General features: G+C 65.6%; 25 protein-coding genes. 7 read left to right on the top strand and 18 right to left on the bottom strand.

The window, feature by feature from the left end; translation table 11 throughout:
* Positions 1–8: 8 nt before the first annotated feature.
* The 12 genes from AC07X4_RS05360 to AC07X4_RS05305 form a co-directional block, all read right to left on the bottom strand.
* Positions 9–1,487 (bottom strand): UDP-N-acetylmuramoyl-tripeptide--D-alanyl-D-alanine ligase, encoded by a 1,479-nt coding sequence (locus tag AC07X4_RS05360; RefSeq protein WP_494739474.1) that lies wholly within the window; start codon positions 1,485–1,487, stop codon positions 9–11.
* Positions 1,478–2,992 carry a UDP-N-acetylmuramoyl-L-alanyl-D-glutamate--2,6-diaminopimelate ligase gene (locus AC07X4_RS05355; RefSeq protein WP_494739473.1) on the bottom strand — a complete coding sequence of 505 codons (1,515 nt, stop codon included), beginning with the start codon at positions 2,990–2,992 and terminating at the stop codon, positions 1,478–1,480. The genes AC07X4_RS05360 and AC07X4_RS05355 overlap by 10 nt, the downstream gene beginning before the upstream one ends.
* Positions 2,992–4,737, bottom strand: coding sequence for a peptidoglycan D,D-transpeptidase FtsI family protein (locus tag AC07X4_RS05350; protein WP_494739472.1), 1,746 nt, complete (start codon positions 4,735–4,737; stop codon positions 2,992–2,994). Before AC07X4_RS05350 ends, AC07X4_RS05355 begins: the two co-directional genes overlap by 1 nt.
* Positions 4,734–5,060 (bottom strand): cell division protein FtsL, encoded by a 327-nt coding sequence (ftsL, locus tag AC07X4_RS05345; protein WP_494739471.1) that lies wholly within the window; start codon positions 5,058–5,060, stop codon positions 4,734–4,736. Before ftsL ends, AC07X4_RS05350 begins: the two co-directional genes overlap by 4 nt.
* 1 nt (position 5,061) lies before the next feature.
* The gene (gene rsmH, locus AC07X4_RS05340) at positions 5,062–5,988 is read right to left on the bottom strand and encodes a 16S rRNA (cytosine(1402)-N(4))-methyltransferase RsmH (RefSeq protein WP_494739470.1); all 927 of its coding nucleotides are present in this window, start codon (positions 5,986–5,988) and stop codon (positions 5,062–5,064) included.
* Between the two features lie 8 nt (positions 5,989–5,996).
* A complete protein-coding gene (gene mraZ / locus AC07X4_RS05335) occupies positions 5,997–6,425 on the bottom strand; it encodes a division/cell wall cluster transcriptional repressor MraZ (RefSeq protein WP_015012546.1) in 429 nt (142 codons plus the stop codon).
* Positions 6,426–6,677: 252 nt separating this feature from the next.
* On the bottom strand, positions 6,678–8,003 hold the full coding sequence (gene hslU / locus AC07X4_RS05330) for an ATP-dependent protease ATPase subunit HslU (RefSeq protein WP_056059234.1): 1,326 nt from the start codon (positions 8,001–8,003) through the stop codon (positions 6,678–6,680).
* Between the two features lie 132 nt (positions 8,004–8,135).
* Positions 8,136–8,702: an ATP-dependent protease subunit HslV gene (gene hslV / locus AC07X4_RS05325; RefSeq protein WP_056059237.1), complete on the bottom strand. Its 567-nt coding sequence runs from the start codon at positions 8,700–8,702 to the stop codon at positions 8,136–8,138.
* A 150-nt stretch (positions 8,703–8,852) separates the two neighbouring features.
* Entirely contained in the window at positions 8,853–10,592 is a 1,740-nt protein-coding gene (locus AC07X4_RS05320; protein WP_494739469.1) for an STAS domain-containing protein, read from the bottom strand.
* Between the two features lie 45 nt (positions 10,593–10,637).
* Positions 10,638–11,435 carry an RNA polymerase-binding protein DksA gene (dksA, locus tag AC07X4_RS05315; RefSeq protein ID WP_494739468.1) on the bottom strand — a complete coding sequence of 266 codons (798 nt, stop codon included), beginning with the start codon at positions 11,433–11,435 and terminating at the stop codon, positions 10,638–10,640.
* A 197-nt stretch (positions 11,436–11,632) separates the two neighbouring features.
* Complete coding sequence (locus AC07X4_RS05310; RefSeq protein WP_494739467.1) at positions 11,633–12,694, bottom strand: CobW family GTP-binding protein; 1,062 nt, start codon at positions 12,692–12,694, stop codon at positions 11,633–11,635.
* Between the two features lie 111 nt (positions 12,695–12,805).
* Entirely contained in the window at positions 12,806–14,041 is a 1,236-nt protein-coding gene (locus AC07X4_RS05305; protein WP_494739466.1) for a class I SAM-dependent rRNA methyltransferase, read from the bottom strand.
* Between the two features lie 228 nt (positions 14,042–14,269).
* Here AC07X4_RS05305 and AC07X4_RS05300 point away from each other — a divergent pair, with 228 nt between their 5' ends.
* Together AC07X4_RS05300 and AC07X4_RS05295 are read left to right on the top strand one after the other, a co-directional pair.
* Positions 14,270–14,797, top strand: a complete 528-nt coding sequence (locus AC07X4_RS05300) for a chemotaxis protein CheW (protein ID WP_099731229.1) — start codon at positions 14,270–14,272, stop codon at positions 14,795–14,797.
* Between the two features lie 32 nt (positions 14,798–14,829).
* The gene (locus tag AC07X4_RS05295) at positions 14,830–16,491 is read left to right on the top strand and encodes a methyl-accepting chemotaxis protein (protein ID WP_494739465.1); all 1,662 of its coding nucleotides are present in this window, start codon (positions 14,830–14,832) and stop codon (positions 16,489–16,491) included.
* Between the two features lie 39 nt (positions 16,492–16,530).
* Here the strand turns inward: AC07X4_RS05295 and lepB are convergent, their stop codons facing one another.
* From lepB to dapF, 4 genes are all read right to left on the bottom strand, one after another.
* Positions 16,531–17,199, bottom strand: coding sequence for a signal peptidase I (gene lepB, locus AC07X4_RS05290; protein WP_494739464.1), 669 nt, complete (start codon positions 17,197–17,199; stop codon positions 16,531–16,533).
* 118 nt (positions 17,200–17,317) lie between these two features.
* Positions 17,318–18,295 carry a tyrosine recombinase XerC gene (locus AC07X4_RS05285; protein WP_146869966.1) on the bottom strand — a complete coding sequence of 326 codons (978 nt, stop codon included), beginning with the start codon at positions 18,293–18,295 and terminating at the stop codon, positions 17,318–17,320.
* Between the two features lie 56 nt (positions 18,296–18,351).
* Entirely contained in the window at positions 18,352–19,041 is a 690-nt protein-coding gene (locus tag AC07X4_RS05280) for a DUF484 family protein (RefSeq protein ID WP_056059265.1), read from the bottom strand.
* Positions 19,038–19,919, bottom strand: coding sequence for a diaminopimelate epimerase (gene dapF, locus AC07X4_RS05275; RefSeq protein WP_494739463.1), 882 nt, complete (start codon positions 19,917–19,919; stop codon positions 19,038–19,040). Before dapF ends, AC07X4_RS05280 begins: the two co-directional genes overlap by 4 nt.
* Positions 19,920–20,014: 95 nt before the next feature.
* On the opposite strand from dapF, the gene AC07X4_RS05270 reads away from it, so the two are divergent.
* Both AC07X4_RS05270 and AC07X4_RS05265 read left to right on the top strand, forming a co-directional pair.
* A complete protein-coding gene (locus AC07X4_RS05270) occupies positions 20,015–20,719 on the top strand; it encodes a glutathione S-transferase N-terminal domain-containing protein (RefSeq protein WP_494739462.1) in 705 nt (234 codons plus the stop codon).
* A gap of 121 nt (positions 20,720–20,840) precedes the next feature.
* Positions 20,841–21,038, top strand: a complete 198-nt coding sequence (locus tag AC07X4_RS05265) for a hypothetical protein (RefSeq protein WP_015012532.1) — start codon at positions 20,841–20,843, stop codon at positions 21,036–21,038.
* A 25-nt stretch (positions 21,039–21,063) separates the two neighbouring features.
* Here AC07X4_RS05265 and AC07X4_RS05260 read toward each other — a convergent pair whose 3' ends face one another.
* The gene (locus tag AC07X4_RS05260; protein WP_494739461.1) at positions 21,064–21,948 is read right to left on the bottom strand and encodes a LysR substrate-binding domain-containing protein; all 885 of its coding nucleotides are present in this window, start codon (positions 21,946–21,948) and stop codon (positions 21,064–21,066) included.
* A 124-nt stretch (positions 21,949–22,072) separates the two neighbouring features.
* Between AC07X4_RS05260 and AC07X4_RS05255 the strand changes: the two genes are divergently transcribed.
* On the top strand, positions 22,073–23,275 hold the full coding sequence (locus AC07X4_RS05255; RefSeq protein WP_056059279.1) for an MFS transporter: 1,203 nt from the start codon (positions 22,073–22,075) through the stop codon (positions 23,273–23,275).
* 7 nt (positions 23,276–23,282) lie between these two features.
* Here the strand turns inward: AC07X4_RS05255 and AC07X4_RS05250 are convergent, their stop codons facing one another.
* Complete coding sequence (locus tag AC07X4_RS05250; RefSeq protein ID WP_056745290.1) at positions 23,283–24,152, bottom strand: LysR substrate-binding domain-containing protein; 870 nt, start codon at positions 24,150–24,152, stop codon at positions 23,283–23,285.
* Between the two features lie 98 nt (positions 24,153–24,250).
* Here AC07X4_RS05250 and AC07X4_RS05245 point away from each other — a divergent pair, with 98 nt between their 5' ends.
* Entirely contained in the window at positions 24,251–25,213 is a 963-nt protein-coding gene (locus AC07X4_RS05245) for a Bug family tripartite tricarboxylate transporter substrate binding protein (RefSeq protein WP_052952277.1), read from the top strand.
* Between the two features lie 93 nt (positions 25,214–25,306).
* Positions 25,307–26,059 (top strand): maleate cis-trans isomerase family protein, encoded by a 753-nt coding sequence (locus AC07X4_RS05240; protein WP_494739460.1) that lies wholly within the window; start codon positions 25,307–25,309, stop codon positions 26,057–26,059.
* Positions 26,060–26,105: the final 46 nt, after the last annotated feature.

Raw genomic sequence — 26,105 nt, 5'->3', positions numbered from 1 at the left:
GGGCAATATCAATGCGTTGCGCCATGGTGTCCCTCCAGTGGATTGATCGGCTTTTGTTGTTGTTCTGGGGGCAGTGCGGCGGCGCTGATTGCCTCGACCACCTGTTCCATCTTCATGAATCGCGATCCCTTGACCAGCACGCTGCCCACCGTGGGCAGGGCGTTGCGCACCGCATCCTGCAGTGCGCTCATATCGTTGAAATGCCGGGCAACACCACCCTGCCCGTCGCCGTACGCCGACGCGGCGTGCACCGACTGCGCGCCCAGCGCAAACATCGTGGGGATACCAGCCTCACGGGCCAGTGCGCCGGCCTCGGTGTGGAACTGTGGCCCCTGGTCGCCCACCTCGCCCATGTCGCCCATCACCAGCAGTTGCGGGCCTGGCAGTTCGGCCAGCACCTGGATGGCTGCGTGCATGGAATCGGGGTTCGCGTTGTACGTGTCGTCCACCACCGTGATGTCGCGGCCCGCGACGGTCACGCTGAAAGCGCGCGAGCGGCCCTTGACCGGTGTGAAGTCGCGCAGACCCTGGGCAATGGCCGCGACGGGTGCACCCGCTGCCAGCGTGCACGCCGTGGCCGCCAGCGCGTTGGTGACGTTGTGGCGGCCAGCGATGTGCAGGCGGGTCGTGATCTCACCGCGTGGTGTGGTCAGGGTGACCGCCCAGGCGCCGCGCTCCCAAGTGGCCTGCGCACAGCGAACATCGCCGCCATCACCAAAGGTCACCGTGCGGCGGCCGGGCCGCCCCAGAGCCAGCGACTGCCAGAGGCCCGTGTAGGCATCCCCTGACGGAAACACGGCCACGCCATCGGCGGGCAAGCTGGCAAACACCGAGCCGTTCTCGCGGGCCACCGCCTCGACGGTATGCATGAACTCCAGATGCTCGCGCTGCGCGTTGTTGACCAAGGCCACCGTGGGCTGGGCCATGGCGGCCAGCGTGGCGATCTCGCCGGGGTGGTTCATGCCCATCTCGATCACGGCGGCGCGGTGGCTGGCGCGCAGGCGCGTCAGCATCAGCGGCACACCGATGTCGTTGTTGAAATTGCCCTGCGTGGCAAACGCAGCCTCACCCTGCCAGGCACGCAGGATGGACGCGATCATCTGCGTCACCGTGGTCTTGCCATTGCTGCCCGTCACGCCGATCAGCGGCAGGTGGAACTGCGTACGCCAGCCGGTGGCGAGTGCGCCCAGCGCAGCCAGGCTGTCGGGCACTTCGATGCCGGGCAAACCGGCTGCCTCCAGACCACCGTGTGCAATGGCTGCAGCGGCACCGCCAGCACAGGCATCGGCCAGGAAGGCGTTGGCATCAAAACGCTCGCCCTTGAGCGCCACAAACAGATCGCCCGGCTGGAGGGTGCGCGTGTCGGTGTGCACACGCGCCAGCGGCGTGGCGCCATCGCCCACCAAGCGGGCAGCGGGAATACGCGGCAGCAGCAGTGCCCAGGCTTGCTGCAGTGTCATGACGGGTGCAATGGGATTCATGCCCATGTGTGGGCTCCTCGGGCCTGCAGCGCAGCCTGCGCGTGGGCCATGTCGGAGAACGGCACGCGCACGCCTGCCGTCTCCTGGGTGTCTTCGTGGCCCTTGCCGGCAATCAGCACCACATCGGCAGGTGCGGCCTCGGCAATGGCCTGCGCGATGGCGGCCGCACGGTCGGGCTCAGCACGCACGGTGCCACCGGCAATCGTGCCCTGCAGGATCTGGTGCAGGATGGCGGCCGGGTCTTCGCTGCGGGGGTTGTCGCTGGTCACCAGCACCTGGTCGGCCTGCTGCTGGGCCACGGCACCCATCAGCGGGCGTTTGCCCGCGTCGCGGTCGCCGCCGCAGCCGAACACGCACCACAGCCGCCCGCCACGCTCGGTGGCCAGGGGGCGCAGGGCTTGCAGGGCTTTGTCCAAAGCGTCGGGGGTGTGTGCGTAGTCCACGGCCACCAGGGGTTGGCCCACCGCCACCAGCCGCTGCATGCGGCCCGGCACGGGCTGCAGGCTGGCGCAGGCGCGCACGGCGCGGTCCAGCGGCACGCCCAGGCTGCGCAGCGTGGCCAGCACCCCCAGCAGGTTCAGCACGTTGTACTGGCCGATCACGCGGGTTTGCAGCAGCTGCCGGTCATAGCCCTCGGCCACCGTGAAACACAGACCCTGGTCGCCCAGGGTGATGTCCTGCGCCGCCAGGCGCGCAGCCCCCTGGGCCGAGACGCTCCACAGATCCAGTGCACTGCCCTTCAGCTCGCCATGCAATTGGGCGCCTGCGGGGTCGTCCACATTGATGATGGCGGCCTGCAGGCCCGGCCAGTCGAACAGCGCCCGCTTGGCCAGCCAGTAATCGGCCATGCTGCCGTGGTAGTCCAGGTGGTCTTGCGTGAAGTTGGTGAAGATGGCCGCGTGGATGTGCGTGCCGTCGAGCCGGGCCTCGGCCAATCCAATCGACGAAGCCTCGATAGCGCAGGCACCGAGGCCTTGCGCCACAAACTGGGCAAACGCGCGCTGCAACCGCACCGGGTCGGGCGTGGTCATGCCGGTGGAGGTGAGCGCGGGTGGCAGTCCCATGCCTAAAGTACCCACCAGCGCACATTGATCTTGCCCTGATTGCTCCTCATTCGATAGCACATTCAGAGCACCTGCGAGCCACCACGCCGTGCTGGTCTTGCCGTTGGTTCCCGTCACCGCCAGCACCTTCAGCTGCTGCGTGGGTTGTGCAAACCATTCGGCGGCGATGGGCCCTGTGGCGGCCTTGAGACCTTGCAGCGCCGCCATGTGGTCGCCCGCAAAAGCGAAGGCCTCGACCCCCGCCTGTTCGACGAGGCAGGCCGTGGCGCCACGCACCATGGCGTCGGCCACATGCGCGCGGCCGTCTGTGGCGGCACCGGGCCAGGCAATAAAGCCGTCGCCGGGCGTGATCTGGCGACTGTCGGTATGTAGTGCGCCGGTGACGCGCGTGCGCAGCCATTGCACCGCGTCGCTGGCAGTCTGGAGGGTGTGGAGCGGCGCTTGCATCACAGCGACTCCTCCACGGCATTGGCCACGATCTGCGGCTTGACGGCCATGTCGGGCTGCACGCCCATCATGCGCAGGGTCTGCTGCACCACCTCGCTGAAAACCGGCGCGGCCACGGCACCGCCGTAGAACACGCCATTGCTGGGCTCGTCGATCATCACGGCCACGATGATGCGGGGCTTGTCGATGGGTGCCATGCCGGTGAACCACGCGCGGTACTTGCCCGAGGCGTAGTTCTTGCCCACCTGCTTGCGTGCCGTGCCCGACTTGCCGCCCACGGAGTAGCCCACGGTCTGCGCCTTCTGGCCCGTGCCGCCGGGGCCTGCGGCCATCTGCAGCATCTTGCGCACCTGGTCGGCGGTGCGCTCGGAAAAAACAGGCACGCCCACGGCGGGCTCGGCCGTCTTGAGCATGGTGGCGGGAATCACCCGACCGCCATTGGCAAACACGGTGTACGACCGCGCCATCTGGAACAGGCTGGCCGAGAGGCCGTAGCCGTACGACATGGTGGCCTGCTCCACAGGGCGCCAGCTCTTGTAGGGGCGCAGGCGGCCCGTCACCACGCCCGGGAAGTGCAATTGGGGCTTCTGACCAAAACCGGCGGCCGAGAAGGTCTCCCACATCTCGCGCGCGGGCATCTGCATGGCCAGCTTGGTGGTGCCCACGTTGCTGGACTTCTGGATCACGCCTTCGACCGTGAGCACGCCGTAGTTGTGCGTGTCCGAGATCGTGGAGCCGGTGATGGTGATGCGTCCGGGGTTGGTATCCACCACGGTCTCGGGGCGCACGCGCCCGGTCTCCAGCGCCAGGCCGATGGTGAACGGCTTCATGGTCGAGCCGGGCTCGAACACGTCGGTCAGAGCACGGTTGCGCAGCTGCTCGCCCGTCAGGTTCTGGCGCTTGTCGGGCACGTAGCTCGGGTAGTTGGCCAGCGCCAGCAGCTCGCCCGTGTGGGCATCAAGCACCACCACACTGCCCGCCTTGGCCTTGTGCGCGGCGACTTGGTCGCGCAGCTTCTGGTACGCAAAGAACTGCACCTTGCTGTCGATGGACAACTGCATGTCCTTGCCATCGACCGGGGGCACGGTTTCGCCCACGCTTTCGACCACACGGCCCAATCGGTCCTTGATCACGCGGCGCGAACCGGGCTTGCCTGCCAGCTCCTTGTCGAAGGCCAGCTCCATGCCTTCCTGGCCATGGTCTTCCACGTTGGTGAAGCCCACCACGTGTGCGGCGGCCTCGCCCTCGGGATACTGGCGCTTGTATTCCTTGCGCTGGTAGATGCCCTTGATGTCCAGAGCCGCAATCTGCTGGCCCACTTCCCAGTCGAGCTGGCGCTTGATCCAGACGAAGGTCTTGTCCTCATCTGCCAGCTTTTTCAGCAGGTCGGCCTGCGGCATGTCCAGCAGCTTGGCCAGCTGCTTGAGCTTGGCGCGAACCTCGGGCCTGTCCTGGTCCACGTCTTCGGGGATCGCCCAGATGCTGGCAGCCGGCACGCTGGACGCGAGGATCAGGCCATTGCGGTCCACGATCTTGCCGCGGTTGGCAGGCAGCTCCAGCGTGCGCGCAAAACGCACCTCGCCCTGACGCTGGAAGAACGCGTTGCCAAACACCTGCACATAGGCCGCCCGCCCAGCCAGCCCCAGAAAGCCCAGACCAATCACCGCCACGATGAACTTGCTGCGCCAGACCGGCGTCTTGCTGGCCAGCAAAGGGCTGGATGTGTAGAGCACGCTGCGGCTCATGGCTGCACCCCGGCGGGTTGCGAGGCGGCGGCGGCTGCGGCGGTGGCAGTTGCGACGCCTTGCGGGTCAGACACGTACTGGGTGATCGCTGGGGTGGCGGTGCGCATGTTCAACTGTGCGCGCGCGATCTTCTCCACCCGCAGCGGCGTGGCCTGGGCGCGCTTTTCCACCTGCAGGCGCTGGTGCTCCGTCTCCAGACGGCGGGCCTCGGCCACGGCGCGGTCCAGCTCGGTGAACAGGCGGCGCGATTCGTACTGGGTGTGCACCAGATAGATCGCACTGGCCAGCACCGCCAGCAACAGGACCACGTTGAGCCGCGTCATGTCAGACGACCGCCGTGCGCTCGGCCACGCGCATGATGGCGCTGCGCGAGCGGGGATTGGCCTCGACCTCGGCCGCACTGGGCTTGATGCGGTCGAGCGCGATGAGCTTCATGGCCTGCGGCGCAGCAAACGGTGCGCGGCGGTCGTAGACCTCCTTGGAATGTTTGGCGATGAACTGCTTGACGATGCGGTCTTCGAGTGAATGGAAGCTGATGACCACCAGCCGCCCACCGGGCTGCAGCACCGAGAGGCTGGCCTCTAGCGCCTGTTGCAGCTCTTCAAGCTCGGCGTTGATGAAAATCCGAAGAGCTTGAAATGTGCGCGTTGCAGGGTTCTGGCCCGGCTCGCGGGTTTTGACCGCGCCAGCCACGAGGTCGGCCAGTTCTGCGGTGGTTGCAAGAGGACCCCGTTCTTCGCGCCGAGCAACAATCGCCTTTGCAATGGGGCCAGCAAACCGTTCTTCACCGTAGTCACGTATCACCTCCGCAATCTGACCGACTTCGGCCGTGGCCAACCAATCGGCCACGCTTTCGCCGCGCGTGGTATCCATGCGCATGTCCAGCGGACCGTCAAAACGGAAACTGAAGCCCCGCTCGGGGCTGTCGATCTGGGGCGAGCTCACGCCCAGGTCCATCAGCACGCCCGCAGCACTGGCGGGCGGCAGCTCGGCCAGATGGCGAAAACCTTCGTGCCGAATGGAAAAACGCGCATCGGTGATGCGCGTTGCTTCGGCGATGGCTTCGGGGTCCTTGTCAAAGGCCACCAGGCGCCCCTGGGGGCCCAGCCGGAGCAGGATGAGGCGGGAGTGCCCGCCGCGCCCGAAGGTCGCATCGATCCAGGTGCCGGAAGGCTCCGGGCCTGCGCCGCCCAGGAGAGAGTCCACGGCCTCATTCAGCAGGACGGTGGTGTGTTGCAAGGGGGATGTCACAGCGCGCCTTAAAAGGAGAAGTCCTTGAAGACATCCGGCATCTCACCCTGCATGGCCTTGGCTTCCTGCTCGTCGTAGGTGGCCTTGTCCCAGAGTTCGAAATGGTTGCCCATGCCCAGCAGCATGGTGTCTTTGGAAATACCGGCGGCTTCGCGCAGCTCGGGGGAGATCAGCACACGGCCGGTGGCGTCCATGTCCACATCCATGGCATTGCCCAGGAAGATGCGCTTCCACCACTGGGCGGACATGGGCAGCTGGGCGATGCGCTCACGGAACTTCTCCCATTCAGGGCGAGGGAAGACCATGAGGCAGCCGTGCGGGTGCTTGGTGATGGTGAGCTGACCGGATGCCGTGGCCGCGAGGACGTCACGATGCCGGGTCGGCACGGACAGCCGACCCTTCGCATCGAGACTCAGCGACGAGGCACCTTGAAACACGGACAGATTCCCAGTTCGGTTTTGCGCCTCGCAGGTCCAGAAATGGACCTTGAGGGCACTTTTCACCACTTAATTGCACTTTTTTGCACTGTAGCAGGAAAAGCACACCGAACAAGGGGGTTGTCCCACAAACTTTTCAATGAAATCAACGACTTAGATGCGTTTTTTCAGACGCCAGAACGCCAAAAGTCGTTGAAAAAGAAGCACTTAGAGAGGCCTATGAAAGTGACCTCTCAAGGCTTGACCGAGTGGTCACAGGATGTAGCGCGACAGGTCCTCGTCCTGGCTCAGAGTCTGCAGGCGGGTATCGACGTAGGCGGCGTCGATGGTGATGGTCTGGCCGGCCAGGCGGGTGGCGTCAAAGCTCACCTCGTCCAGCAGGCGCTCCATCACCGTGGACAGGCGGCGCGCGCCGATGTTCTCGGTGCGTTCGTTCACCTCAAAGGCGATGTGCGCCAGGCGGGTGATGCCCTCGGGCGCGAACTCCAGCGTGACGCCCTCGGTGGCCAGCAACGCCTGGTACTGCTTGACCAGCGACGCATGGGTCTGGGTGAGGATGGCTTCGAAGTCCTTGACCGATAGCGATTCCAGCTCCACCCGGATCGGGAACCGCCCCTGCAACTCCGGGATCAGGTCGCTGGGTTTGGACAGGTGGAACGCCCCCGAGGCGATGAACAGGATGTGGTCCGTCTTGATCATGCCGTACTTGGTGGACACCGTGGTGCCCTCCACCAGCGGCAGCAGGTCGCGCTGCACGCCCTGGCGCGATACGTCAGCGCCACTGCTTTCCTGCCGCGCGGCCACCTTGTCGATCTCATCGATGAAGACGATACCGTTTTGCTCGGCGCTGGCCACCGCGCGGGTCTTGATGTCCTCTTCGTTGACCAGCTTGGCCGCCTCTTCATCGGCAATGAGCTTCAGGGCCTCGGCGATCTTGAGCTTGCGGGTCTTGCGCTTGTCCTGCCCCAGCTGGCTGAACATGCCACGCAGCTGCTCGGTCATCTCTTCCATGCCCTGGGGGCCCATGATTTCGAGCTGGGGGCGGCCTTCGGCCACGTCGATCTCGATCTCCTTGTCATCCAGTGCACCTTCGCGCAGCTTCTTGCGAAAGACCTGGCGGGCCGTGTTGTCAGCGGCGGGTTCGCTGCCTGCCGCTGCGCGGGCCGGGGGGATCAGCACGTCCAGGATGCGTTCCTCGGCGGCATCTTCGGCGCGGGTGCGCACCTTCTTCATCTCGGCCTCGCGCGTCTGCTTCACAGCCATCTCAGCCAGGTCGCGGATGATGGAATCCACGTCCTTGCCCACGTAGCCCACCTCGGTGAACTTGGTGGCCTCGACCTTGATGAAGGGCGCATCGGCGAGTCTTGCAAGGCGGCGTGCAATCTCGGTCTTGCCCACGCCGGTGGGGCCGATCATGAGGATGTTCTTGGGCGTGATCTCCTGGCGCAGGCTGCCTTCCACCTGCTGGCGGCGCCAGCGGTTGCGCAGAGCGATGGCCACGGCACGCTTGGCGCTGGCCTGGCCCACGATGTGGTGGTCCAGCTCGGAGACGATTTCCTGGGGGGTCATGGACGACATACAGGTCTTCCTGGTATCAAATGGGACTGTAGCGCTAGTGAATCGTGCACCAGCAGCTATAAAAAACAGAGCATTCAGCCCCCGATGCGCTGACCGTGAGGCCAGCGCGGGGCCTGTTCCACCGTCGCACGCTCAGAGCGTCTCGATGGTGTGGTTCATGTTGGTGTAGATGCAGAGTTCGCCCGCAATTTCGAGCGACTTTTTCACGATCTCTTGGGCAGACAACTCGGTATTCACCAGCAGCGCCTTGGCCGCCGAGTGCGCATAAGCGCCACCCGAGCCAATCGCCACGATGCCTTGCTCGGGCTCCAGCACGTCGCCATTGCCGGTGATGATGAGCGACGCACTGGCGTCGGCCACGGCCAGCATGGCTTCGAGGCGGCGCAAGACCCGGTCGGTACGCCAGTCCTTGGTGAGTTCGATGGCAGCGCGCGTCAGGTGGCCCTGGTGCTTTTCCAGCTTCGCCTCGAAGCGCTCGAACAGCGTGAACGCATCGGCCGTAGCGCCCGCAAAGCCCGCCAGCACCTTGCCGTGGTAGAGCTTGCGCACCTTGCGCGCCGTGCCCTTGACCACGATGTTGCCCAGCGTGACCTGCCCATCGCCGCCGATGGCGACCTGGATGCCGGAAGGCGTCTGGCGACGCACACTGAGGATGGTGGTGCCGTGGAACACCGGATGGTTGTCTTGAGATGAATCCATAGCTGCGGCAGATGGGGATCACCAGGCATTTTGCAAGCCGACCTCGGGACGGATGCCGCACACGCAGTCTGGCCAACCACGCGACACGCCCTCCCGACTACCCGCAAGACTGGAATCTGGACCGGAACAGGCCCTCCAGGAGAGGTGCTGCTAGTTCTTCCGGGGGACCACCCAGGCGTGTTCGTTGATTCCGATCACGTTGAAGAAGATCGCCACCAGCCGCTGCAGGTTGTGGAACTGGATCACATGGCCGTGGCCCTGTTGCTCAGCCGCCCAGTTGAGCACGGAGCCTGCGGCAGCAAAGTCCACCCGGATCAGCTTGTCGCAGGCAATGGTCAGCGGCACGCCGGGCTTGAAGTGTGCCTCGAACGGCTGCAGCAGGGGCGTGGCATCGCCATCGATATGGCCGCTGAGCTGTGCGACGGGTCCGGTCTCCAAGGGAGCGGGGACCGACGACTCACCGAGATCGGACGCCATGAAGTCGCTGTCGGCGGCCAGAGGCGCAGAGCCTGAAGACACACCCTCGTTGTCCGAGTATCCGCAACGTGGCGACACCCAGGAGGGTGGAGAGACTTCGTAGGTCACGCAGTAGTCGAGCGCCACCAGTTCAAACTCGTCGGGCTTGCCCATGAGGCGCATGGCTGCCATGCGCAAACGCCACCACTCGGGGCTGTTCGAGCGGTCGCCCGACTGGGTCTTGGCATCGAGCAGGGCATGGAGCTTTTCAACACCCGAAAACGCGATCTGGACATCGCGGTCGGCCCACAGGCTGAACTGGTCAGCCAACAGGGGCACTGCCGCCTCGTCAATCGAAGCAAGGCGTGACCAGGACAGCGTCCAGGGGGACGCCGCACGGGCCAGCGAGGCCTGCAGTGCGGCCACCGAAGAAACCGCCACGGTGGGCGGAGCGTTCCAGCTGAAATCACGGCGCATAGCGGCGGCAGGCTCGGCAGCGGGAGCCACTTCAACGGCCAGGCCCAGTTGCGCCGGGATGGAAAACCACAGCGGCGCCGAGCGGCCATATTGCGCGGCAAAGTCGATGGCCAGGGTGTCAAAACGGTCGTGCTGCCCGGTGGCCCGGTAAAGGTCGAACAGCGTCATCCAGATTTCCAGCTGCTGCGCTGGATCGTCCTGCTGGTGCTGGGCCAGCACCTCCAGCAGGCCAGACTCGGCCCCTGCATGGTCACCATTGGCAAACCGGATGGCGGCTTCTTCAAGATCGGGTTCGTGCACGAATTCCTCCGGTTCGAATGCGGGCGCGGGCGCAGCCGTGGGAGCCGCAGGGCTGAAGGATGCTTCGACGTGTGGGGTGCTGCCGGGCAGCATGGTGGCGTCCGTGCCACCAAAGCGGCCAATGGCCATGCTGTCATCAGCGAACAGAGGCTGAACGGCGGGTTTGGTATCCAGTGGGGCAGACAGGCTCCCGGGCACCGTGGGCGCATAGGCACGGGCTTGCTCTTCCGCAGACGCCTCCGTGCTGGAATCCGGCATCACCCCTGGCTGGGTGGGTGCGTCAGCGCCCTGCTTGCTCTTCCACCACTGCTGGGACATCTGCGCTTCGATCTCGTCGATCTTCTTGAGCGTGACGGCCCGTTCGTCGGGCGATGCCATGCTGCTCTGGAAAAACGAGGGGCGCCCTGCGGCATCTTCCACCCGCTGCCCGTGCAAGACCTCGCGCTGGCGCAGCTTGCGCAGCTGATCGAACTCGCGGCGCCGCACAAAATCGTTGCGGCGCTTGCGCTCGATCATCTCCTTGAGCATCTGCTTGCTGTACTGGCTCTCCCGGTCGTCCTGGAGGGAGTCCAGCTCCGTCCAGTTGACGGTCGGATTCTTCACGAACCGCACCACCTTCGATAGCAGGCCGCCAGGGGTGGATTCTTCCTTGCTCATGGCTCAGGGTGCAGATTGCGCGTTGATCAACAGGCGGCTGCCTGCTCAATCCCCAAACATCTTCTGCTTGAGTTCGCGGCGTTGCTGCGCTTCGAGCGACAGCGTGGCGGTGGGACGTGCGATCAGGCGGCCCACACCAATGGGCTCACCGGTTTCGTCGCAGTAGCCGTAGTCACCCGCATCAATGCGGGCAATGGATTGTTCAATTTTCTTGAGCAACTTGCGCTCGCGGTCGCGGGTGCGCAACTCCAGTGCGTGCTCTTCTTCGATGGTGGCGCGGTCGGCCGGGTCGGGCACCACCACGGTGTCCTCACGCAGATGCTCAGTGGTTTCGCCGGCACTGTTGTGGATGTCCTGCTTGAGCTGAACGAGCTTGAGGCGGAAGAACGCCATCTGCTTTTCGTTCATGTACTCGCTGTCGGGCATGGCCATGACTTCAGCGTCGGTCAGCTCGGCGACGGACTTGGTTTTCCAGTTGTTCGCCAGCTTGGGGTCTTTTTTGGCAGCCGTGTAAGTAGGCTGCGCTTGCGCGGTCGTGGGCATGGTGTGTTGATAACTGGCTTTGGCAGCTGTCGAAGCCACCGTCTGTGCCATGGATGGTACGGTCAATTGGGCCAATCGGGAAGAAGGCCGGGTTGTGCGCACGGGTACCTGCGAGCCCGCTTGCAGTGCGGGCGCCGGAGCGGGTGCAGCCGCGGCCGGGGGCGCGACCACCTTGGGTGCCGCAGCAGCCTTGGCAGTGGCCTTCGCAGCAACTTTGGGTGCCGCTGGGGCGGCGGCGCTTTTCGCCGCGGCAGGGGTTGCCTTGGTGGCCCCCTTGGATTTGCTGGTGTCGGCTTTCACTTCCTGGTCTCCTCGCAGTACGGGCGGGCCCCAGCTGCATTCGCAGCCAAGGGCGTGTGGCAAGCCTTCCGGGGTCTAGAACCTGTTCACAGGTTCTTGCCGGGGCGCGATTGTATCGACCTGGGCTGACGCAAACGGAAACGTTGCAGATACAACACAAATCGGACTCCATTGCCCCCTCGGAACCGGCGAACAGGTCAGACCAGGCTTTGCTCCAGCCCCTGCAGGAAGATGTCCTTGGGCAGGTCAATGCCAATAAAGACCATCTTGCTGGTACGCGCCTCGCCCTCGGCCCACTGGGGGCCCAGGTCGCTGCCCATGAGCTGGTGCACGCCCTGGAATATGACCTTGCGCTCAGTGCCCTTCATATTCAGCACCCCTTTGTAGCGCAGCATGCGCGGGCCGTAAATATTGACGATGGCGCCAAGGAAGTCTTCGAGCTTGGCCGGATCGAACGGGCGGTCCGATCGGTACACAAAACTCTTCACATCGTCGTCGTGGTGATGGTGATGGCCATGGCCGTGCTCATGTTGGTGGGAGGGGTGGCTGCAGTGCTCGCCATGTTCGTGGTCATGGTCGTGGTGGTCATGCCCATCCCCTTCTTCCTTGAGGAAGTCCGGGTCAATGTCCAACTTGGCATTGAGGTTGAAGCCACGCAGGTCCAGCACCTCCTTGAGCGGCACTTCGCCAAAATGCACGGCCTTGATGGGCGCGCGCGGGTTCATGTGCTTCAGGCGATGGATCAGCGCTTCGGTCTCGTCCTTGGACACTAGGTCGGTCTTGGACAGGAAGATCTGGTCCGCAAACCCCACCTGGCGGCGCGCCTCCTGCCGGTCGTTGAGCTGCTGTGGCGCATGCTTGGCGTCCACCAGCGTGATGATCGAGTCGATGAGGTAGGTCTCGGCGATCTCTTCGTCCATGAAGAAGGTCTGGGCCACGGGGCCCGGGTCGGCCACGCCGGTGGTCTCGATCACGATGCGGTCAAAGTCGAGCAGGTTCTTGCGCTTCTTGGCGGCCAGCAGTTGCAGCGTTTCGCGCAGGTCTTCCCGGATGGTGCAGCAGATGCAGCCGTTGCTCATCTGCACGATCTGCTCCTTGGACTCGGTCACGAGGATGTCGTTGTCGATGTTCTCTTCGCCGAATTCGTTCTCGATCACGGCGATCTTCTGGCCATGGGCTTCGCTCAAGAGACGCTTGAGCAGGGTCGTTTTGCCCGAGCCCAGGAAGCCGGTGAGGATGGTGACGGGGATCAGTGCCATAAATCTGTCTTTCAAGGGTCAAATACTCGCGCTGCGCGGCAGCAGTGCCCCACCCAGGGGCATCTTTTTCAGTGTACCGAGGCTGTCAAGCCCCTGCTGGCGCCGGAAAGCTCACCCCTTGCGCATCACCACCAGCCCCTTGAGGTACTCGCCCTCCGGAAACTCCAGCGTCATCGGATGGTCGGGCGCGCCGCCCAGGCGCTCCAGGATGTAGCCGTCCACCCCTGCATCGGCGCCAGCCGAGGCCACGATCTTGTGGAACAGGTCGGCGCTGATGCCGCCCGAGCACGAGAAGGTGAACAGCACCCCGCCGGGCGACAGCAACTGCAGCGCCAGCCGGTTGATGTCCTTGTAGGCGCGCGCAGCCCGCTCGGCGTGGGCCGCCGTGGGGGCGAACTTGGGCGGGTCCAGGATGATGGCGTCAAAACGTTGGCCTTCCTTGAGGAACTGGCGCAGCGAGGCATTCACGTCGGCATCGAGGAAGGTGGCTCGGTTCGGATCGAACCCGTTGAGCGCCACATGGGCGCGGGCGCGCTCCAGGGCCGGGCCCGAGGAATCGATGGAGGTCACGTGCCCGTCGGCCACGGTGCCCGCTGCACGCATGCCCGCCAGTGCCGCCACGCTGAAGCCGCCGGTGTAGCAAAAGCAGTTGAGCACATGCTTGAAACCCAGGCGCAGGGTGTAGTCGGCAAACCGCTGGCGGCTGTCGCGCTGGTCCAGATAGAAACCGGTCTTGTGGCCCTCAGCGATGTTGAGCGTCAGACGCCACTGGTGTTCACGGATCGTGAGTTCGAGCGGCGGCCCCTCGCCATCACCTGCAGCACCCGTGGGCCCGCCGCGCAGCCAGCCGGTGGCGGGCTCCAGGCCCTCTAGCGAACGCACGCTGGCATCCGAGCGCTCGTATAGCTTGGTCAGCCCCGTTTCGCGCAGCAGCGCATCGGCGATCACGCCCTTCCAGCGCTCGGTGCCTGCGCTGGTGAACTGAGCCACCAGCGTGTCGCCATAGCGGTCCACGATGAGCCCCGGCAGGCCGTCAGATTCGCCGTGCACCAGGCGCACGCCATCACTTTGCACATCAAAACGGGCTCTGGCGATGATGGAACGTGCGCAAGCAGCTATAAAAAACGGAGCATCAATGCGCTGCGCCTCGTCAAAGCTCCACACCCGCGCGCGGATGCGCGAGCTGGGGCTGTAAGCGGCCCAGGCCAGGAACTGGCCTTCGTGCGACTCCACACGCACGGTCTCGCCGCTGTCGCCGCCGCCCTTGGCGATGGCCGATTCAAAGATCCAGGGATGGCGGCGCAACAGCGAGCGCTCTTTGCCCGCGCGGAGTCGAAGGGTTTTCATGACCCGGATTGTGCGTGCTGGCGGGCACGGGTGAGCCACCCGCCGATGGAAAACTGCGCGCAAAAGCTACCCACGCCCCTGGTCACACCCCCATCAGGCAGGCCCAGCCAGCCCTTCCCAGCCCGGCAGGAACGCAGCCGATCTGCCGCATTGAAATCGCATATTTGACAAATATGATTTGCAATCGATAGAATTGCGTAAATTATCATTTTTATCACAAACGCTCCGATGACCACCTCTGCCACACGCCCCAGCATCACCCGCCTGGCCCCCGCGCCCGGCACGGCCCAGGCCGTGATGACCGACCTTCGCGAATTTCTGGCCTTCAAGATAGGCAACGAGGAATACGGGGTGGACATCCTGCGCGTGCAGGAGATCCGGTCGTACGAGAAGCCCACCACCATCGCCAACGCGACCGGTGAGCTTTTGGGCGTGATGAACCTGCGCGGCGTGATCGTGCCCATCCTCGACCTGCGCCTGAAGCTGGGCCAGACCGCCGTGCAGTACGACCACCTGAAGGTGGTGATCGTGCTGCACATCGGCCAGCGGACGGTGGGCGTGGTGGTGGACGGCGTGTCCGACGTGCTCACGCTGGAGCGCGAACAGCTGCGCCCCGTGCCCGCCCTGCGCGGCAACGTCAAGCCCGAACACCTGCTGGCCATCGGCTCGGTCGGCCCGCGCATGCTGATCCTGCTCGATATCGAGAAATTTCTTGCCAAATCGGTAGCGAGTGATACACCTGCCACCAGCCACTGAGCGGCTGCATCACCCACAAGGAACTGCTAATCATGAACTTCAATGACCTGAAGATTTCTACCCGCCTGTCTCTGCTGCTGGCCGTACTTTGCGTGCTGACCGTTGCGATCGGCAGCGCAGGCCTCACCGGCATGCAGCGCGCCAATGCGGGGCTCAATACCGTGTACCAGGACCGCGTGGTGCCACTCAAACAGATCAAGCTGGTGTCAGACGCGTACGCCGTGAACGTAGTGGATACCGCACACAAGGTGCGCGACGGCGCGCTCACCCCGCAGCAAGGGTTGGATTCGATCGCCAGAGCCAAGAAGGACATCAGTGACAACTGGAACGCCTATCTGGCGACCGAGCTGGTGGCCGACGAAGTGCGCCTGGCAGCCCAATTCAAAGAGCTGCAGCCCAAAGCCGATGGCGCCGTCCAAGCGCTGGAAAACCTGATCGGTAACAAGGACCTGCCGGGCCTGACCGACTATGCAGCACGAGAGATGTACCCCGCACTGGACCCGCTGCAAGACGTGCTGGGCGCTCTGGTGCAGGTGCAACTGGACACTGCGCGAAAGGAGTATGACCAAGCGGTCGAGTCCTATGCCAATACGCGATGGTTCGTGGCGCTGGCTATTGCCAGTGGTGTGCTATTCGCACTGGGCTTTGGCTACCTCGTGACCCGCAGCATCGTGGGCCAGTTGGGCACAGAGCCGGGCACTGCTGCCGCACTGGCGCGCAGCGTGGCGCACGGCGACCTGACCGTGGCCATTGACCTCAGGCCCGGCGACACCTCCAGCCTGATGGCGCAACTCAAGCGCATGCAGGACAGCCTTGCCACCATGGTAGCCATGGTGCACCAGAGCTCCATCAACGTAGCGAGCGCTTCGGAACAAATCGCACAGGGCAACAACGACCTGTCTTCGCGCACCGAAGAGCAAGCCAGCGCGCTCGAAGAGACCGCCGCCTCCATGGAGCAGCTCAACGCCACTGTGCGCCAGAACGCCGAGAACTCCCGCCAGGCCAACCAACTGGCCCAGACCGCCACCTCGATTGCAGTGCAGGGTGGCGAGGTGGTGGCTGACGTGGTGCGCACCATGAAGGACATCAACGACAGCAGCAACAAGATCTCCGAGATCATTGGCGTCATCGACTCCATCGCGTTCCAGACCAATATCCTGGCGCTGAACGCGGCGGTGGAAGCCGCCCGCGCTGGCGACCAGGGCCGGGGCTTTGCCGTGGTGGCCACCGAGGTGCGCGTGCTGGCGAGCCGCTCGGCCGAGGCCTCCCGCGAGATCAAGGGCCTGATCGGGACCAGTGTGGAGCGCGTGGAAGCCGGGTCTGCCCTGGTGGACCGCGCCGGTCAAACCATGAGTGAGGTCGTTGCCTCCATCCGCCGTGTCACCGACATCATGGGCGAGATCAGTGCCGCCAGCACCGAACAAAGCCAAGGGGTGGATCAGATCAACGAAGCGGTAACGCAGATGGACCACGCCACCCAACAAAACGCCGCCCTGGTGGAAGAAATGGCCGCAGCCGCTGCCAGCCTGAACCAGCAGGCGGGCGAACTGGTCCAGACGGTCGCCACCTTCAAGCTGCCTGATTGCCAGGACCAAGCCCAGGTCCCCGTGCAAGAGCCACGCGCTGTCGTGCAACACCGGCCGGTACGCCGCCCCCTGCTGGATCACGCCCATCTGCCGATGGCGGCCGCCTGAGCGGCGTGACCTGGCAGGCTGCGCCCTCGATGAACCTGGCTACAGCGCCTTGCCAAAGCGCTCCAGGCGCGGCGCCCAGTGGCCCAGCACATCGGCCGACAGCAGCACGCGGTGCGCCTGCCCGATGAGCAGATGGCGTGGCACCAGGCCGATGTAGCGCGAGTCGGCACTGTTGTCCCGGTTGTCACCCAGCACCAGGTATTCGCCCTCAGGCACCTGCACCGGATCGAAGCTGCTGCGCGCTGTCACGCCCTGCAGCCACTGCACGCGGCGCTCATGCCCCAGCAGGCGCTCTGTCCAGCGCGTGGCCGTGAGCGTGTGGCCTGGCAGCACCGGCTCCTGCACAGAATCGGGCATCTCGTATTCGGCGGCCTGGCCGTTGACGTAGAGCACCTCGTTGCGCATCTCCACCGTGTCTCCGGGCAAGGCCGCAATGCGCTTGATCAGGCGGGTGCCATCCAGCGGGGACGAGAAGGTGACCACATCGCCGCGCTGCGGATCATCGATGTGCGCCAGGATCATGTCCGTGAGCGGCAGCTTGAGGTCGTAGGCCAGGCGATTGACCAGCACCACGTCCCCCTCCAGCAGCGTGGGCCGCATCGAGCCCGAAGGGATGGGATTCCAGTCGGCCACTGCAGTGCGAAAAACACCAAAGCACAACAGCAACACGATGAACCACCGGTTCGATTGGATCCATTTCAGCAGCATGAGGACAACTCCAGGGCGCTCCACAGCGGGCGCCACGTTGATCGGAGGCGCCTGGTTGTCACTTGGTTCCGCCAGGCCAGCAGGCGCGCCGCCCTTTGGAGAGACGCCGCACGGCAACTCAGGGAGACTTCTTTCGCGCGCGGGGGTGGGCCGCGTCATACACCTTGGCCAGGTGCTGAAAGTCGAGCCGCGTGTACACCTGCGTGGTCGTGATGTTGGCGTGGCCCAGCAGCTCCTGCACCGCACGCAGGTCGCCACTGCTCTGCAGCAGGTGGCTGGCAAACGAGTGGCGCAGCATGTGCGGGTGCACCGGCGTGGTCAGCCCCGCCTGCTGGCTGCGCTGGCGCAGGCGCAGCCAGATGGACTGGGCGGTAAGGCGTTTGCCGCGCTGGCCCACGAACAGGGCGGTGTCCAGCCGCACAGAGCCCTCGCCCCCAAACGGTGTGGCCCGCAGCTGCAGCCAGGCCTGCAGCGCGGCTGTGGCAGCCGCGCCCACCGGCACGCTGCGCCGCTTGCTGCCCTTGCCGAACACATGGGCCTCGCCCGCTTGCAGGTCCACCCAGCCACGGCCCTGGCGCTGGGTGTCGGCGTTGGGGATGGCATCGAGCCCCGCCAGTTCGCCCACGCGCAGGCCGCAGCCGTACAGCAGCTCCACCATGGCTGCATCGCGCGCCTCGAGCCAGGGGTCGGCGCCGGTGTTGTCGAACTCGGCCAGCCGCACGGCGTCGTCCACCCCCAGCGCCTTGGGCAAAGGCTTGGGCGCCTTGGGGGCGCGCACGTCCTGCACCGGGTTGTGCGGGATCAGCCCCTGCCGCCCCGCCCAGATGAAAAAGCCGCGCCAGCCCGACAGGATGAGCGCGATGCCCCGCCCGCTGCGGCCGCCGCTGTGCATCTGCGCGACAAAGCGGCGAATGTGAGCGGTCTGCAACTGCAGCATCGGCACATTCACGCCGGCCGCAAACTGCGCCAGTTTTTCGAGGTCGAGGGTGTAGAGCGTGAGCGTGCGCGCGGCCAGCCGCTTTTCGACGCGCACATGTTCCAGATACCGCAGGACGTGGGGGTCGAGCGTGGTGGGTGCCGCGGGCGTTTCAGGCATGGGGGCCGTGGCTGAGACGCCGTTGGGTTGGCAATGGCGGCGGGGCTTGCGACTGCTTACTGAAGCCGCAGAAGGGCTGCGCTCGCCAGCTCTGCCATGCGCGACAAAAAGTCGGTGCCCATCGTGGCATCAAAACGCTGTGGATCGTGCGACCCCAGCACCAGCAGGCCAAACGCAGGCGTGGCGCTGTCGATGGCGCCTGCGCGCAGCGGCAGCAGAGCCAGCGACTGTGCAGGCTCACCGGCCTCTTGCGCCAGCCAGCCCGCAGGCTCAAAACCCAGGTTGGGCCCGCAGAACGGCATGGTCAGCGACGACGCAAAGGCCCGCGCGTCCTCGCTCGCGCCTTGGGTGAAGTCGGCGTCGATATAAGGCGCTGCCACCTCCCACACACGCACCGCCGCCTGGGGCACGTCGAAGAGGGTGCGCACACCATCGACCACGGCCTGGGGCAGGTCGAACGGGTCGCGCACCTGCAGCAGGCTGCCAGTCCATTGGTGCACCTTCTGGGCAATGGCGGCGTTTTCGGTGCTGTTGCGCACCATTTCCATGATGCGGTGCTCCAGGCCCTTGATCTTCTCGCGCAGCATCTCGGCCTGGCGCTCCTGCAGGCTCACCGCACGCGCGCCGTGCGGGCTGGTGATCTGCACACTGGCCAGCACCTCGGCATGGCGCTCGAAGAAGCCGGGCGTGTTGGTGAGGAACTGGGCGATGTCGTCTTCGGTGATCGGTGGGATGTGGGTAGTCATACGAGCGTGTCGGGAATGTCGATCTGGCCCTCGAACACCGTGGTGGCGGGGCCTGTCATGAAAACGGAATCGGTGTCGGCACCGCTCCACGCAATGGTGAGGCGGCCGCCGCGCGTGTCCACCTGCACCTCGGGGTCGAGCAGCCCCAGGCGGATGCCGCTGGCCACTGCCGCGCAGGCGCCGGTGCCACAGGCCAGGGTCTCGCCTGCGCCGCGCTCGAACACGCGCAGGCGCACATGGGAGCGGTCCACGATCTGCAGGTAGCCGGCGTTCACCCGCTGAGGGAAGCGCGCATGGCGCTCGATCAGCGGCCCGGTCTGCGCGACCGGAGCGGTGTCCACGTTGTCCACCAGCTGCACCGCATGCGGGTTGCCCATGGAGGCAACAGCTATCAAAACAGAAGCACCAGGGGCATATTCTTCTAGCGCCAGCGGCCATTTTTGCCCCAAACCCTGCTGCACGGGCGTGAGACCGGTGGTGTCGAACGGCACCTGGGCGGGGTCGAACTCGGGACGCCCCATGTCCACCGTGACGCGGCCGTCGCCCGTGAGGCGGGGCGCGATCACGCCGCTTTTGGTCTGCACGCGGATGGTGTCCTTGCCCGACAGGCCCCGGTCATGCACAAAGCGCGCAAAGCAGCGCGCGCCGTTGCCACACTGCTCCACCTCGCCGCCGTCGGCGTTGTGGATCACGTATTCGAAGTCAATGCCGTCACCAGGAGAAGGCCGCACGGTGAGAATCTGGTCGGCCCCGACACCGAAGTGTCGATCTGCCAGGAAGCGGTATTGGGCCGTGTTCAGCCCCAGGCGGCCCTGGGTTTCGTCGAGCACCACAAAATCGTTGCCCGCGCCCTGCATTTTGGTGAAGCGAATCTGCATGGGATGGGATTATGGCCCCGCCCCTGCGCCAAACCACGTGCGGGCTTACGCTTGGCAGCTTCTCTCGATTCCACCGGCTTTTTCAGGAACCTCGCATGACCGATCTTTCCGCTTTTGCCATCACCCGCAAATGGCCCGCCCGGCACCCCGACCGCATCCAGCTGTACTCATTGCCCACGCCCAACGGCGTGAAGGTGTCGATTGCACTGGAAGAACTGGGCCTGCCCTACGAGCCCCACCTGGTGAGCTTTGAGACCAACGACCAGACCTCCCCCGAGTTTCTCTCGCTCAACCCCAACAACAAGATCCCGGCCATCCTGGACCCGAACGGCCCGGACGGCCAGCCGCTGGCGCTGTTCGAGTCCGGCGCCATCCTGGTGTACCTGGCCAGCAAGACCGGCCAGCTGATGCCGCAGGACACCGCCGGGCGCTACGAGACCCTGCAATGGGTGATGTGGCAGATGGGCGGCGTGGGCCCCATGTTTGGCCAGCTCGGGTTCTTCCACAAGTTTGCGGGCAAGGACTATGAGGACAAGCGCCCGCGCGACCGGTATGTCGCTGAATCGAAGCGCCTGCTCAAGGTGCTGGACGAGCGCCTGGCGGGCCGCCCATGGGTGATGGGCGACCAGTACACCATCGCCGACATTGCCATCCTGCCCTGGGTGCGCAACCTCATCGGCTTCTATGGCGCGGGCGACCTGGTGGAGTTTGGCCAGTTCAAGGAAGTGCAGCGCGTGCTCGATGCGTTTGTGGCGCGCCCGGCGGTGGCCCGGGGGCTGGCGATTCCGGCACGCGGCTGACGGCGGGCGCCAGGGCGCCTGGGTTTCTCATCGGCCCTTGATCTTGATCATGCCGCGCAGCCCGGCACCCGGCCGCCACGCACCTACCATGGGCCTCCTTAAAAAAAACAGGGAGTGCCCCATGGGATTGACCGTTGATGTTCTTCAGGATCTGGACCTGCACGACCTCCAGGCTGCCGCCCGTGCAGCGCTGCAGGAAACGAACGCCATCGCCCTGATCGAGTTGCTGGAAATGCTGTGGAGCTGCGATGTGGAGGGTGCCAATGCCGTCATCGACGCGGTGCTGCTTCGCCTGCAGCAGCTGCGCGCATTGCGCTAACGGCGGGCCTGCAAGGCAGGCCTGCTCAGCCCAGACGCTCCTGCAGAAAATCCAGAAAACACGCGATGCGTGCCGCCAGCTGCGTGTTGCGGTAGTACACCGCGCTGATGGGCTGGCGCACCTCCACCGTGTCCTTGGCCAGCACCTGCACCAGGTCGCCACGCGCACGGTCACCGGCCGTCATGAAATCGGACAGGCACACGATGCCCACCCCCTGCAGCGCAAGCTGACGCAACGTTTCGCCGTTCGACGCGGTGAGGCTGGGCACGATGGGCCAGGCATCACCATGCTCGCCCCGCAGCGGCCAGTGGTTAAGCGACTCGGGCTGGTTGAAGCCCAGCAGCGTGTGCCGGGCGAGGTCGGCCACGCTTTTGGGCTTGCCCGTGCGCGCCAGGTAGTCGGGGCTGGCCAGCACCCGCAGGCGGCTGGTGCACAGGGGGCGCGCATGCAGGCTGGAGTCCTGGAGTTGTCCGATGCGAATGGCCACGTCCGTGCGCCGCTCCAGCAGGTCGATGTACGTTTCATCCGTGTCCAGTTGCAGCGTGATCTGCGGATACGCCTCGCGAAACGCCGGCACCAGGGGCACCACGGCATGCAGCATGAAGGGCGTGGCGGCATTCACCCGCAGGCGGCCTGCGGGCTGCTGGCGGCGCGCAGCCATGTGCTCCTCGGCGTCGTCGATGGAGGCCAGGATGGCGCGCGTGCGCTGCAAAAAGGCCTGGCCCTCCTCGGTCAGCGCAGTGCGGCGCGTCGTGCGGCGAAGCAGCGTGGTGTCCAGCTTTTTCTCCAGCCGCGCCAGTGCCCGGCTGATGCCCGAGACGGTCTGGCCCAGTGCGTCGGCTGCAGCCGTGATCGAACCGCCATCCACCACGGCGACAAAGGCCTGCAGTTCTTCCAGCGTGGTTTTCATGGGTGCTCCTGGCGCTTTGATTGTTGATTTTCAGTCAATTATCAATGGCGCCTCACCCTCTTTTTCTGCAAGATCCAAACACCCACACTCCAGAGCCCGAAAGCCTGAAAACTGGAGTGTTCCCATGCCCATTGCCTTGCTCGCGCTGACGCTCAGCGCTTTTGCCATCGGCACGACCGAGTTCGTGATCGTTGGCCTGCTGCCCACCGTGGCGGCAGACCTTTCCATCAGCATCCCCTCGGCGGGCCTGCTGGTCAGCCTGTACGCCCTGGGGGTCGCCGTCGGCGCCCCGGTGCTCACCGCACTCACCGGCAAGCTGCCGCGCAAGGCGCTGCTGCTGGCGCTGATGGCGCTGTTCACCGCCGGCAACCTGCTGGCCTGGCAGGCACCCAGCTACGAGACACTGGTGGCCGCGCGCATCCTCACCGGGCTGGCGCATGGCGTGTTCTTCTCGATCGGCTCGACCATCGCCACCGGCCTGGTGCCGCGCGAAAAGGCCGCGAGTGCGATTGCCATCATGTTCACCGGCCTCACGGTGGCCCTGGTCACGGGCGTGCCGCTGGGTACCTTCATCGGCCAGCACTTTGGCTGGCGCGAGACCTTCCTGGCCGTGTCAACCCTGGGCGCGGCAGCCTTCATCGGCAGCGCCCTCTTCGTGCCGCGCAACCTGGCGCATACCCCGCCCGCCTCGCTGCTGCAGCAGGCCAAGGTGCTGGCAGAGCCGCGCCTGCTGCTGGTATATGCCAAGACGGCCATCGGCTACGGCGGCACCTTCATTCCGTTCACCTTTCTCGCGCCCATCCTCACCGACATCTCGGGGTTCAGCGCGGGTTCGGTGGGCTGGGTGATGCTGGTGTACGGCGTGTCCGTGGCCGTGGGCAACCTCTGGGGCGGCAAGCTGGCCGACCGGCTGGGCCCCATCCCTGCGCTGCGCATCATCTTTGCGCTGCTGGCGGCCGTGCTGCTGCTGCTGCAGTTCACCGCGCCCCACCCCTGGCTGGCTGTGGGCACCGTGCTGCTGTGGGGCGCCGTGGCATTCGGCAATGTGCCGGGGCTGCAGGTGTATGTGGTCAAGCAGGCCGAGCGCTTCACGCCGCAGGCGGTGGACGTGGCCTCGGGCCTGAACATCGCAGCGTTCAACCTGGGCATCGCCGGCGCCGCGTGGGCCGGTGGCCTGATCGTGACGCACCTGGGCCTGCAGCACACGCCGTGGATCGGTGCGCTGGTGGTGCTGGTGTCGCTGGCCCTCACGCACTGGAGCGGTGTGCTGGACCGGCGCAGCGGCATCCCCGTGCGTGCCGCTGGTGTGGTGCCTGTGGGGCACTGAGCCCACGTCAGCCCGCCATCACCCGCACGAAAGCCGGCACCACGCCCAGCAAGTCGTCGCGCCGCTGCACCGCATGCACATCGGCGCGCGGCGCTTTGGCGCCCAAGGGCTTGAACACCACGCGTGGCCCAAACAGCATGCCCAGGGACGACGGCACCAGGGCCACGCCCAGCCCGGCCGCCACCAGGCTCAGCACGGCCGCCAGCTCCACCGTGGTCTGCGCCACCTGGGGCGCAAAGCCGGCCTGCACGCAGCACTGCACCATGTGCTCGGCATGGGCCGACGAGTCGCGGCGCAGCATCACGAAGGCCTCGCTGCGCAGGTCCTTCAAGGCCAGTGCCTTGCGCGCCGCCAGCGGGTGGCCGGGCGGCAAAGCCGCCACCACAGGGTCGGGCCACAGCAGGGTGCTGGCGAGCTGGTCGTCGTTGACGGCCGTGCGCGAGATGCCCACATCAATGCGTTTGTCGCGCAGGGCCGCCTGCTGCAGCGAAGGCTGCATCTCGTGCAGCACCACATCCACGCCCGGATGGCTTTGTCGGTAGCGCGCCAGCGCCGCCGGAAACGGCCCGAGGAAATGCGAGCCCGACAGCCCCACTTCAATGCGCCCGGCCTGCCCCTGGCCGATGGCCGCCACACGCTGGCGCGCCGTGTCCAGCCGCTCCAGCACCGCGCGTGCATCCACCAGATAGGCCTGGCCTGCCAGCGTCAGCTCCACGCGCCGGCTGGTGCGCACGAAGAGCTGGGCGCCCAGTTCTTGTTCCAGCTGGGCGATCTGCAGGCTCAGCGGCGGCTGCGAGACATGCAGGCGCTGCGCGGCGCGTGTGAAGCTCAGCTCTTCCGCCAGGGCGACGAAGTAACGCAGATGGCGCAGTTCCATTGATACTTTTCAGGTCTTGATCAAGACCAACAATATATTGGACTGCGGATTCGCTTGTTTCCACAATACCTTCACTACAACATCTGGTGGAGACGAACATGACGATCAAGCACAGCCTGCTGGCTGCCACGCTGGCCCTCTCGGGCCTGGCCATGGCGCAAGACAACTACCCCAGCAAGGCCATCACGCTCACCGTGCCCAACCCGCCCGGCGGCGTGGTGGACACCTCGGCCCGCCTGCTCAACGAGCCGTTGGCGCGCGTGATCGGCCAGCCGGTGGTGATCGACAACAAGGCGGGCGGCAGCGGCAACGTGGCCTACGGCGCCGTGGCCCGCGCAAAACCCGATGGTTACAACCTGCTGATCTCGTACTCGGCCTACCACGTGGGCAACCCGGCCCTAACCCCCAGCCTGCCCTGGGAGGCCAAGGACTTCGCCCCCGTCGCGCTGCTCACCGTGGCCACCAACGTGATTGCCGCTCACCCCTCGGTGCCAGCCAACAACCTCAAGGAATTCATCGCCTACCTCAAGGCCAACCCGGGCAAGGTGAACTACGCCTCGCAGGGCAACGGCTCGCTGTCGCACATCGGCACCGAGATCTTCAAGCAGCAAAGCGGCACCTTCATGACCCACATCCCCTACCGTGGCTCGGGCCCTGCGGTGGCTGATGTGCTGGCGGGCCAGGTGCAGGTGTTCATCACCACGCCACCGTCGGTCATGCAGCATGTGGTCAGCGGCAAGCTCAAGGCCTTTGCCGTCACCGGCACCAAGCGCCACCCGGGCCTGCCCAACGTGCCCACCGTGGCCGAGGCCGGCATGCCCGACTTCAAGCTCGAAGCCTGGGTGGGCCTGTTCGCCCCGGCCGCCACGCCACCCGCCGTGGTGGCCAAACTCACCGCCGATGTGAAGAAGGCGCTGGACATGCCCGAGACGCGCCAGCGCGCCGACGCTGCCGGCATCGAACTGCGCTACCTGCCACCCGACGCCCTGGGTGAGCTGGTGAAAACAGAAACCGCCTACTGGGCCAAGACCATCAAGGCCGCGGGCATCAAGGCCGACTGACCGGCCCGCAAACCTCCCCTTGCGCTATCCCATTCCCGGCGCTCTGCGCGCCGGTTGGGCAGCGCTTTGCCCATCACCCCCTGAAAGACCACCATGCAACGCACCTACCGCATCGGGCAGATCGTGCCCAGCTCCAACACCACCATGGAGACCGAGATTCCAGCCATGCTGCGCGCCCGTGAGCAGATCTTGCCCGAGCGCTTCAGCTTCCACGCCAGCCGCATGCGCATGCAAAAAGTCACCAAGGAAGAGCTGGCCGCAATGGACCGAGACTCCGACCGCTGCGCGCTGGAACTGTCGGACGGCAAGATGGACGTGATGGGCTACGCCTGCCTGGTGGCCATCATGAGCATGGGCCTGGGCTACCACCGCGCATCCGAAAAGCGGCTGCATGAGGTCACCTTGGCCAATGGCAAGCCCGCGCCGGTGGTGTCGAGCGCAGGCGCGCTGGTCGAAGGGCTCAAGGCCATGGGCGCGAAGAAGGTGTCGGTGCTCACGCCCTATATGAAGCCGCTGACCCAGCTGGTGGTGGACTACATCGAGCACGAGGGCATTGCCGTGCACGACAGCCTGTCGCTGGAAATTGCCGACAACCTGCAGGTGGGCGCGCAGGACCCCGCCGCCCCGGCCCAGCTGGTGCAACGGCTGGACACGCGCGGCGTGGACGTGGTGGTGATCTCGGCCTGCGTCCAGATGCCCTCGCTGGCGTCCGTGCAGATGGCACAGGACCAGTTGGGCATTCCTGTCGTGTCCGCTGCAGCCTGCACCACCTGGGCGATGCTCAAGCGCCTGGGGCTGGAAACGCGGGTACCCAACGCAGGGGCCCTGCTCTCTGGCGCCTACTGACCTCCCCAAGGGCAAGAGGCCGGTCCGTTGACGAAAGCAGCTGGCG

Source organism: Acidovorax sp. GW460-11-11-14-LB4 (genome assembly GCF_059423685.1).
The sequence above is the reverse complement of the archived record's forward strand: the minus strand, read 5'-3'. Positions and strand labels throughout refer to the sequence as shown.

What these genes read in the sequence shown, in the direction of transcription:
- ftsL (WP_494739471.1), bottom strand. Translation starts at nt 5,060, where the DNA reads ATGACGCGGCTCAACGTGGTCCTGTTGCTGGCGGTGCTGGCCAGTGCG.
- AC07X4_RS05240 (WP_494739460.1), top strand. Translation starts at nt 25,307, where the DNA reads ATGCAACGCACCTACCGCATCGGGCAGATCGTGCCCAGCTCCAACACC.
- lepB (WP_494739464.1), bottom strand. Translation starts at nt 17,199, where the DNA reads ATGCTGCTGAAATGGATCCAATCGAACCGGTGGTTCATCGTGTTGCTG.
- AC07X4_RS05295 (WP_494739465.1), top strand. Translation starts at nt 14,830, where the DNA reads ATGAACTTCAATGACCTGAAGATTTCTACCCGCCTGTCTCTGCTGCTG.
- AC07X4_RS05310 (WP_494739467.1), bottom strand. Translation starts at nt 12,694, where the DNA reads ATGGCACTGATCCCCGTCACCATCCTCACCGGCTTCCTGGGCTCGGGC.
- AC07X4_RS05355 (WP_494739473.1), bottom strand. Translation starts at nt 2,992, where the DNA reads ATGCAAGCGCCGCTCCACACCCTCCAGACTGCCAGCGACGCGGTGCAA.
- AC07X4_RS05300 (WP_099731229.1), top strand. Translation starts at nt 14,270, where the DNA reads ATGACCACCTCTGCCACACGCCCCAGCATCACCCGCCTGGCCCCCGCG.
- AC07X4_RS05360 (WP_494739474.1), bottom strand. Translation starts at nt 1,487, where the DNA reads ATGGGCATGAATCCCATTGCACCCGTCATGACACTGCAGCAAGCCTGG.
- AC07X4_RS05250 (WP_056745290.1), bottom strand. Translation starts at nt 24,152, where the DNA reads ATGGAACTGCGCCATCTGCGTTACTTCGTCGCCCTGGCGGAAGAGCTG.
- AC07X4_RS05265 (WP_015012532.1), top strand. Translation starts at nt 20,841, where the DNA reads ATGGGATTGACCGTTGATGTTCTTCAGGATCTGGACCTGCACGACCTC.
- hslV (WP_056059237.1), bottom strand. Translation starts at nt 8,702, where the DNA reads ATGGATTCATCTCAAGACAACCATCCGGTGTTCCACGGCACCACCATC.
- hslU (WP_056059234.1), bottom strand. Translation starts at nt 8,003, where the DNA reads ATGTCGTCCATGACCCCCCAGGAAATCGTCTCCGAGCTGGACCACCAC.
- AC07X4_RS05245 (WP_052952277.1), top strand. Translation starts at nt 24,251, where the DNA reads ATGACGATCAAGCACAGCCTGCTGGCTGCCACGCTGGCCCTCTCGGGC.
- AC07X4_RS05280 (WP_056059265.1), bottom strand. Translation starts at nt 19,041, where the DNA reads ATGACTACCCACATCCCACCGATCACCGAAGACGACATCGCCCAGTTC.
- AC07X4_RS05255 (WP_056059279.1), top strand. Translation starts at nt 22,073, where the DNA reads ATGCCCATTGCCTTGCTCGCGCTGACGCTCAGCGCTTTTGCCATCGGC.
- AC07X4_RS05350 (WP_494739472.1), bottom strand. Translation starts at nt 4,737, where the DNA reads ATGAGCCGCAGCGTGCTCTACACATCCAGCCCTTTGCTGGCCAGCAAG.
- AC07X4_RS05285 (WP_146869966.1), bottom strand. Translation starts at nt 18,295, where the DNA reads ATGCCTGAAACGCCCGCGGCACCCACCACGCTCGACCCCCACGTCCTG.
- AC07X4_RS05305 (WP_494739466.1), bottom strand. Translation starts at nt 14,041, where the DNA reads ATGAAAACCCTTCGACTCCGCGCGGGCAAAGAGCGCTCGCTGTTGCGC.
- AC07X4_RS05270 (WP_494739462.1), top strand. Translation starts at nt 20,015, where the DNA reads ATGACCGATCTTTCCGCTTTTGCCATCACCCGCAAATGGCCCGCCCGG.
- AC07X4_RS05260 (WP_494739461.1), bottom strand. Translation starts at nt 21,948, where the DNA reads ATGAAAACCACGCTGGAAGAACTGCAGGCCTTTGTCGCCGTGGTGGAT.
- AC07X4_RS05320 (WP_494739469.1), bottom strand. Translation starts at nt 10,592, where the DNA reads ATGAGCAAGGAAGAATCCACCCCTGGCGGCCTGCTATCGAAGGTGGTG.
- dapF (WP_494739463.1), bottom strand. Translation starts at nt 19,919, where the DNA reads ATGCAGATTCGCTTCACCAAAATGCAGGGCGCGGGCAACGATTTTGTG.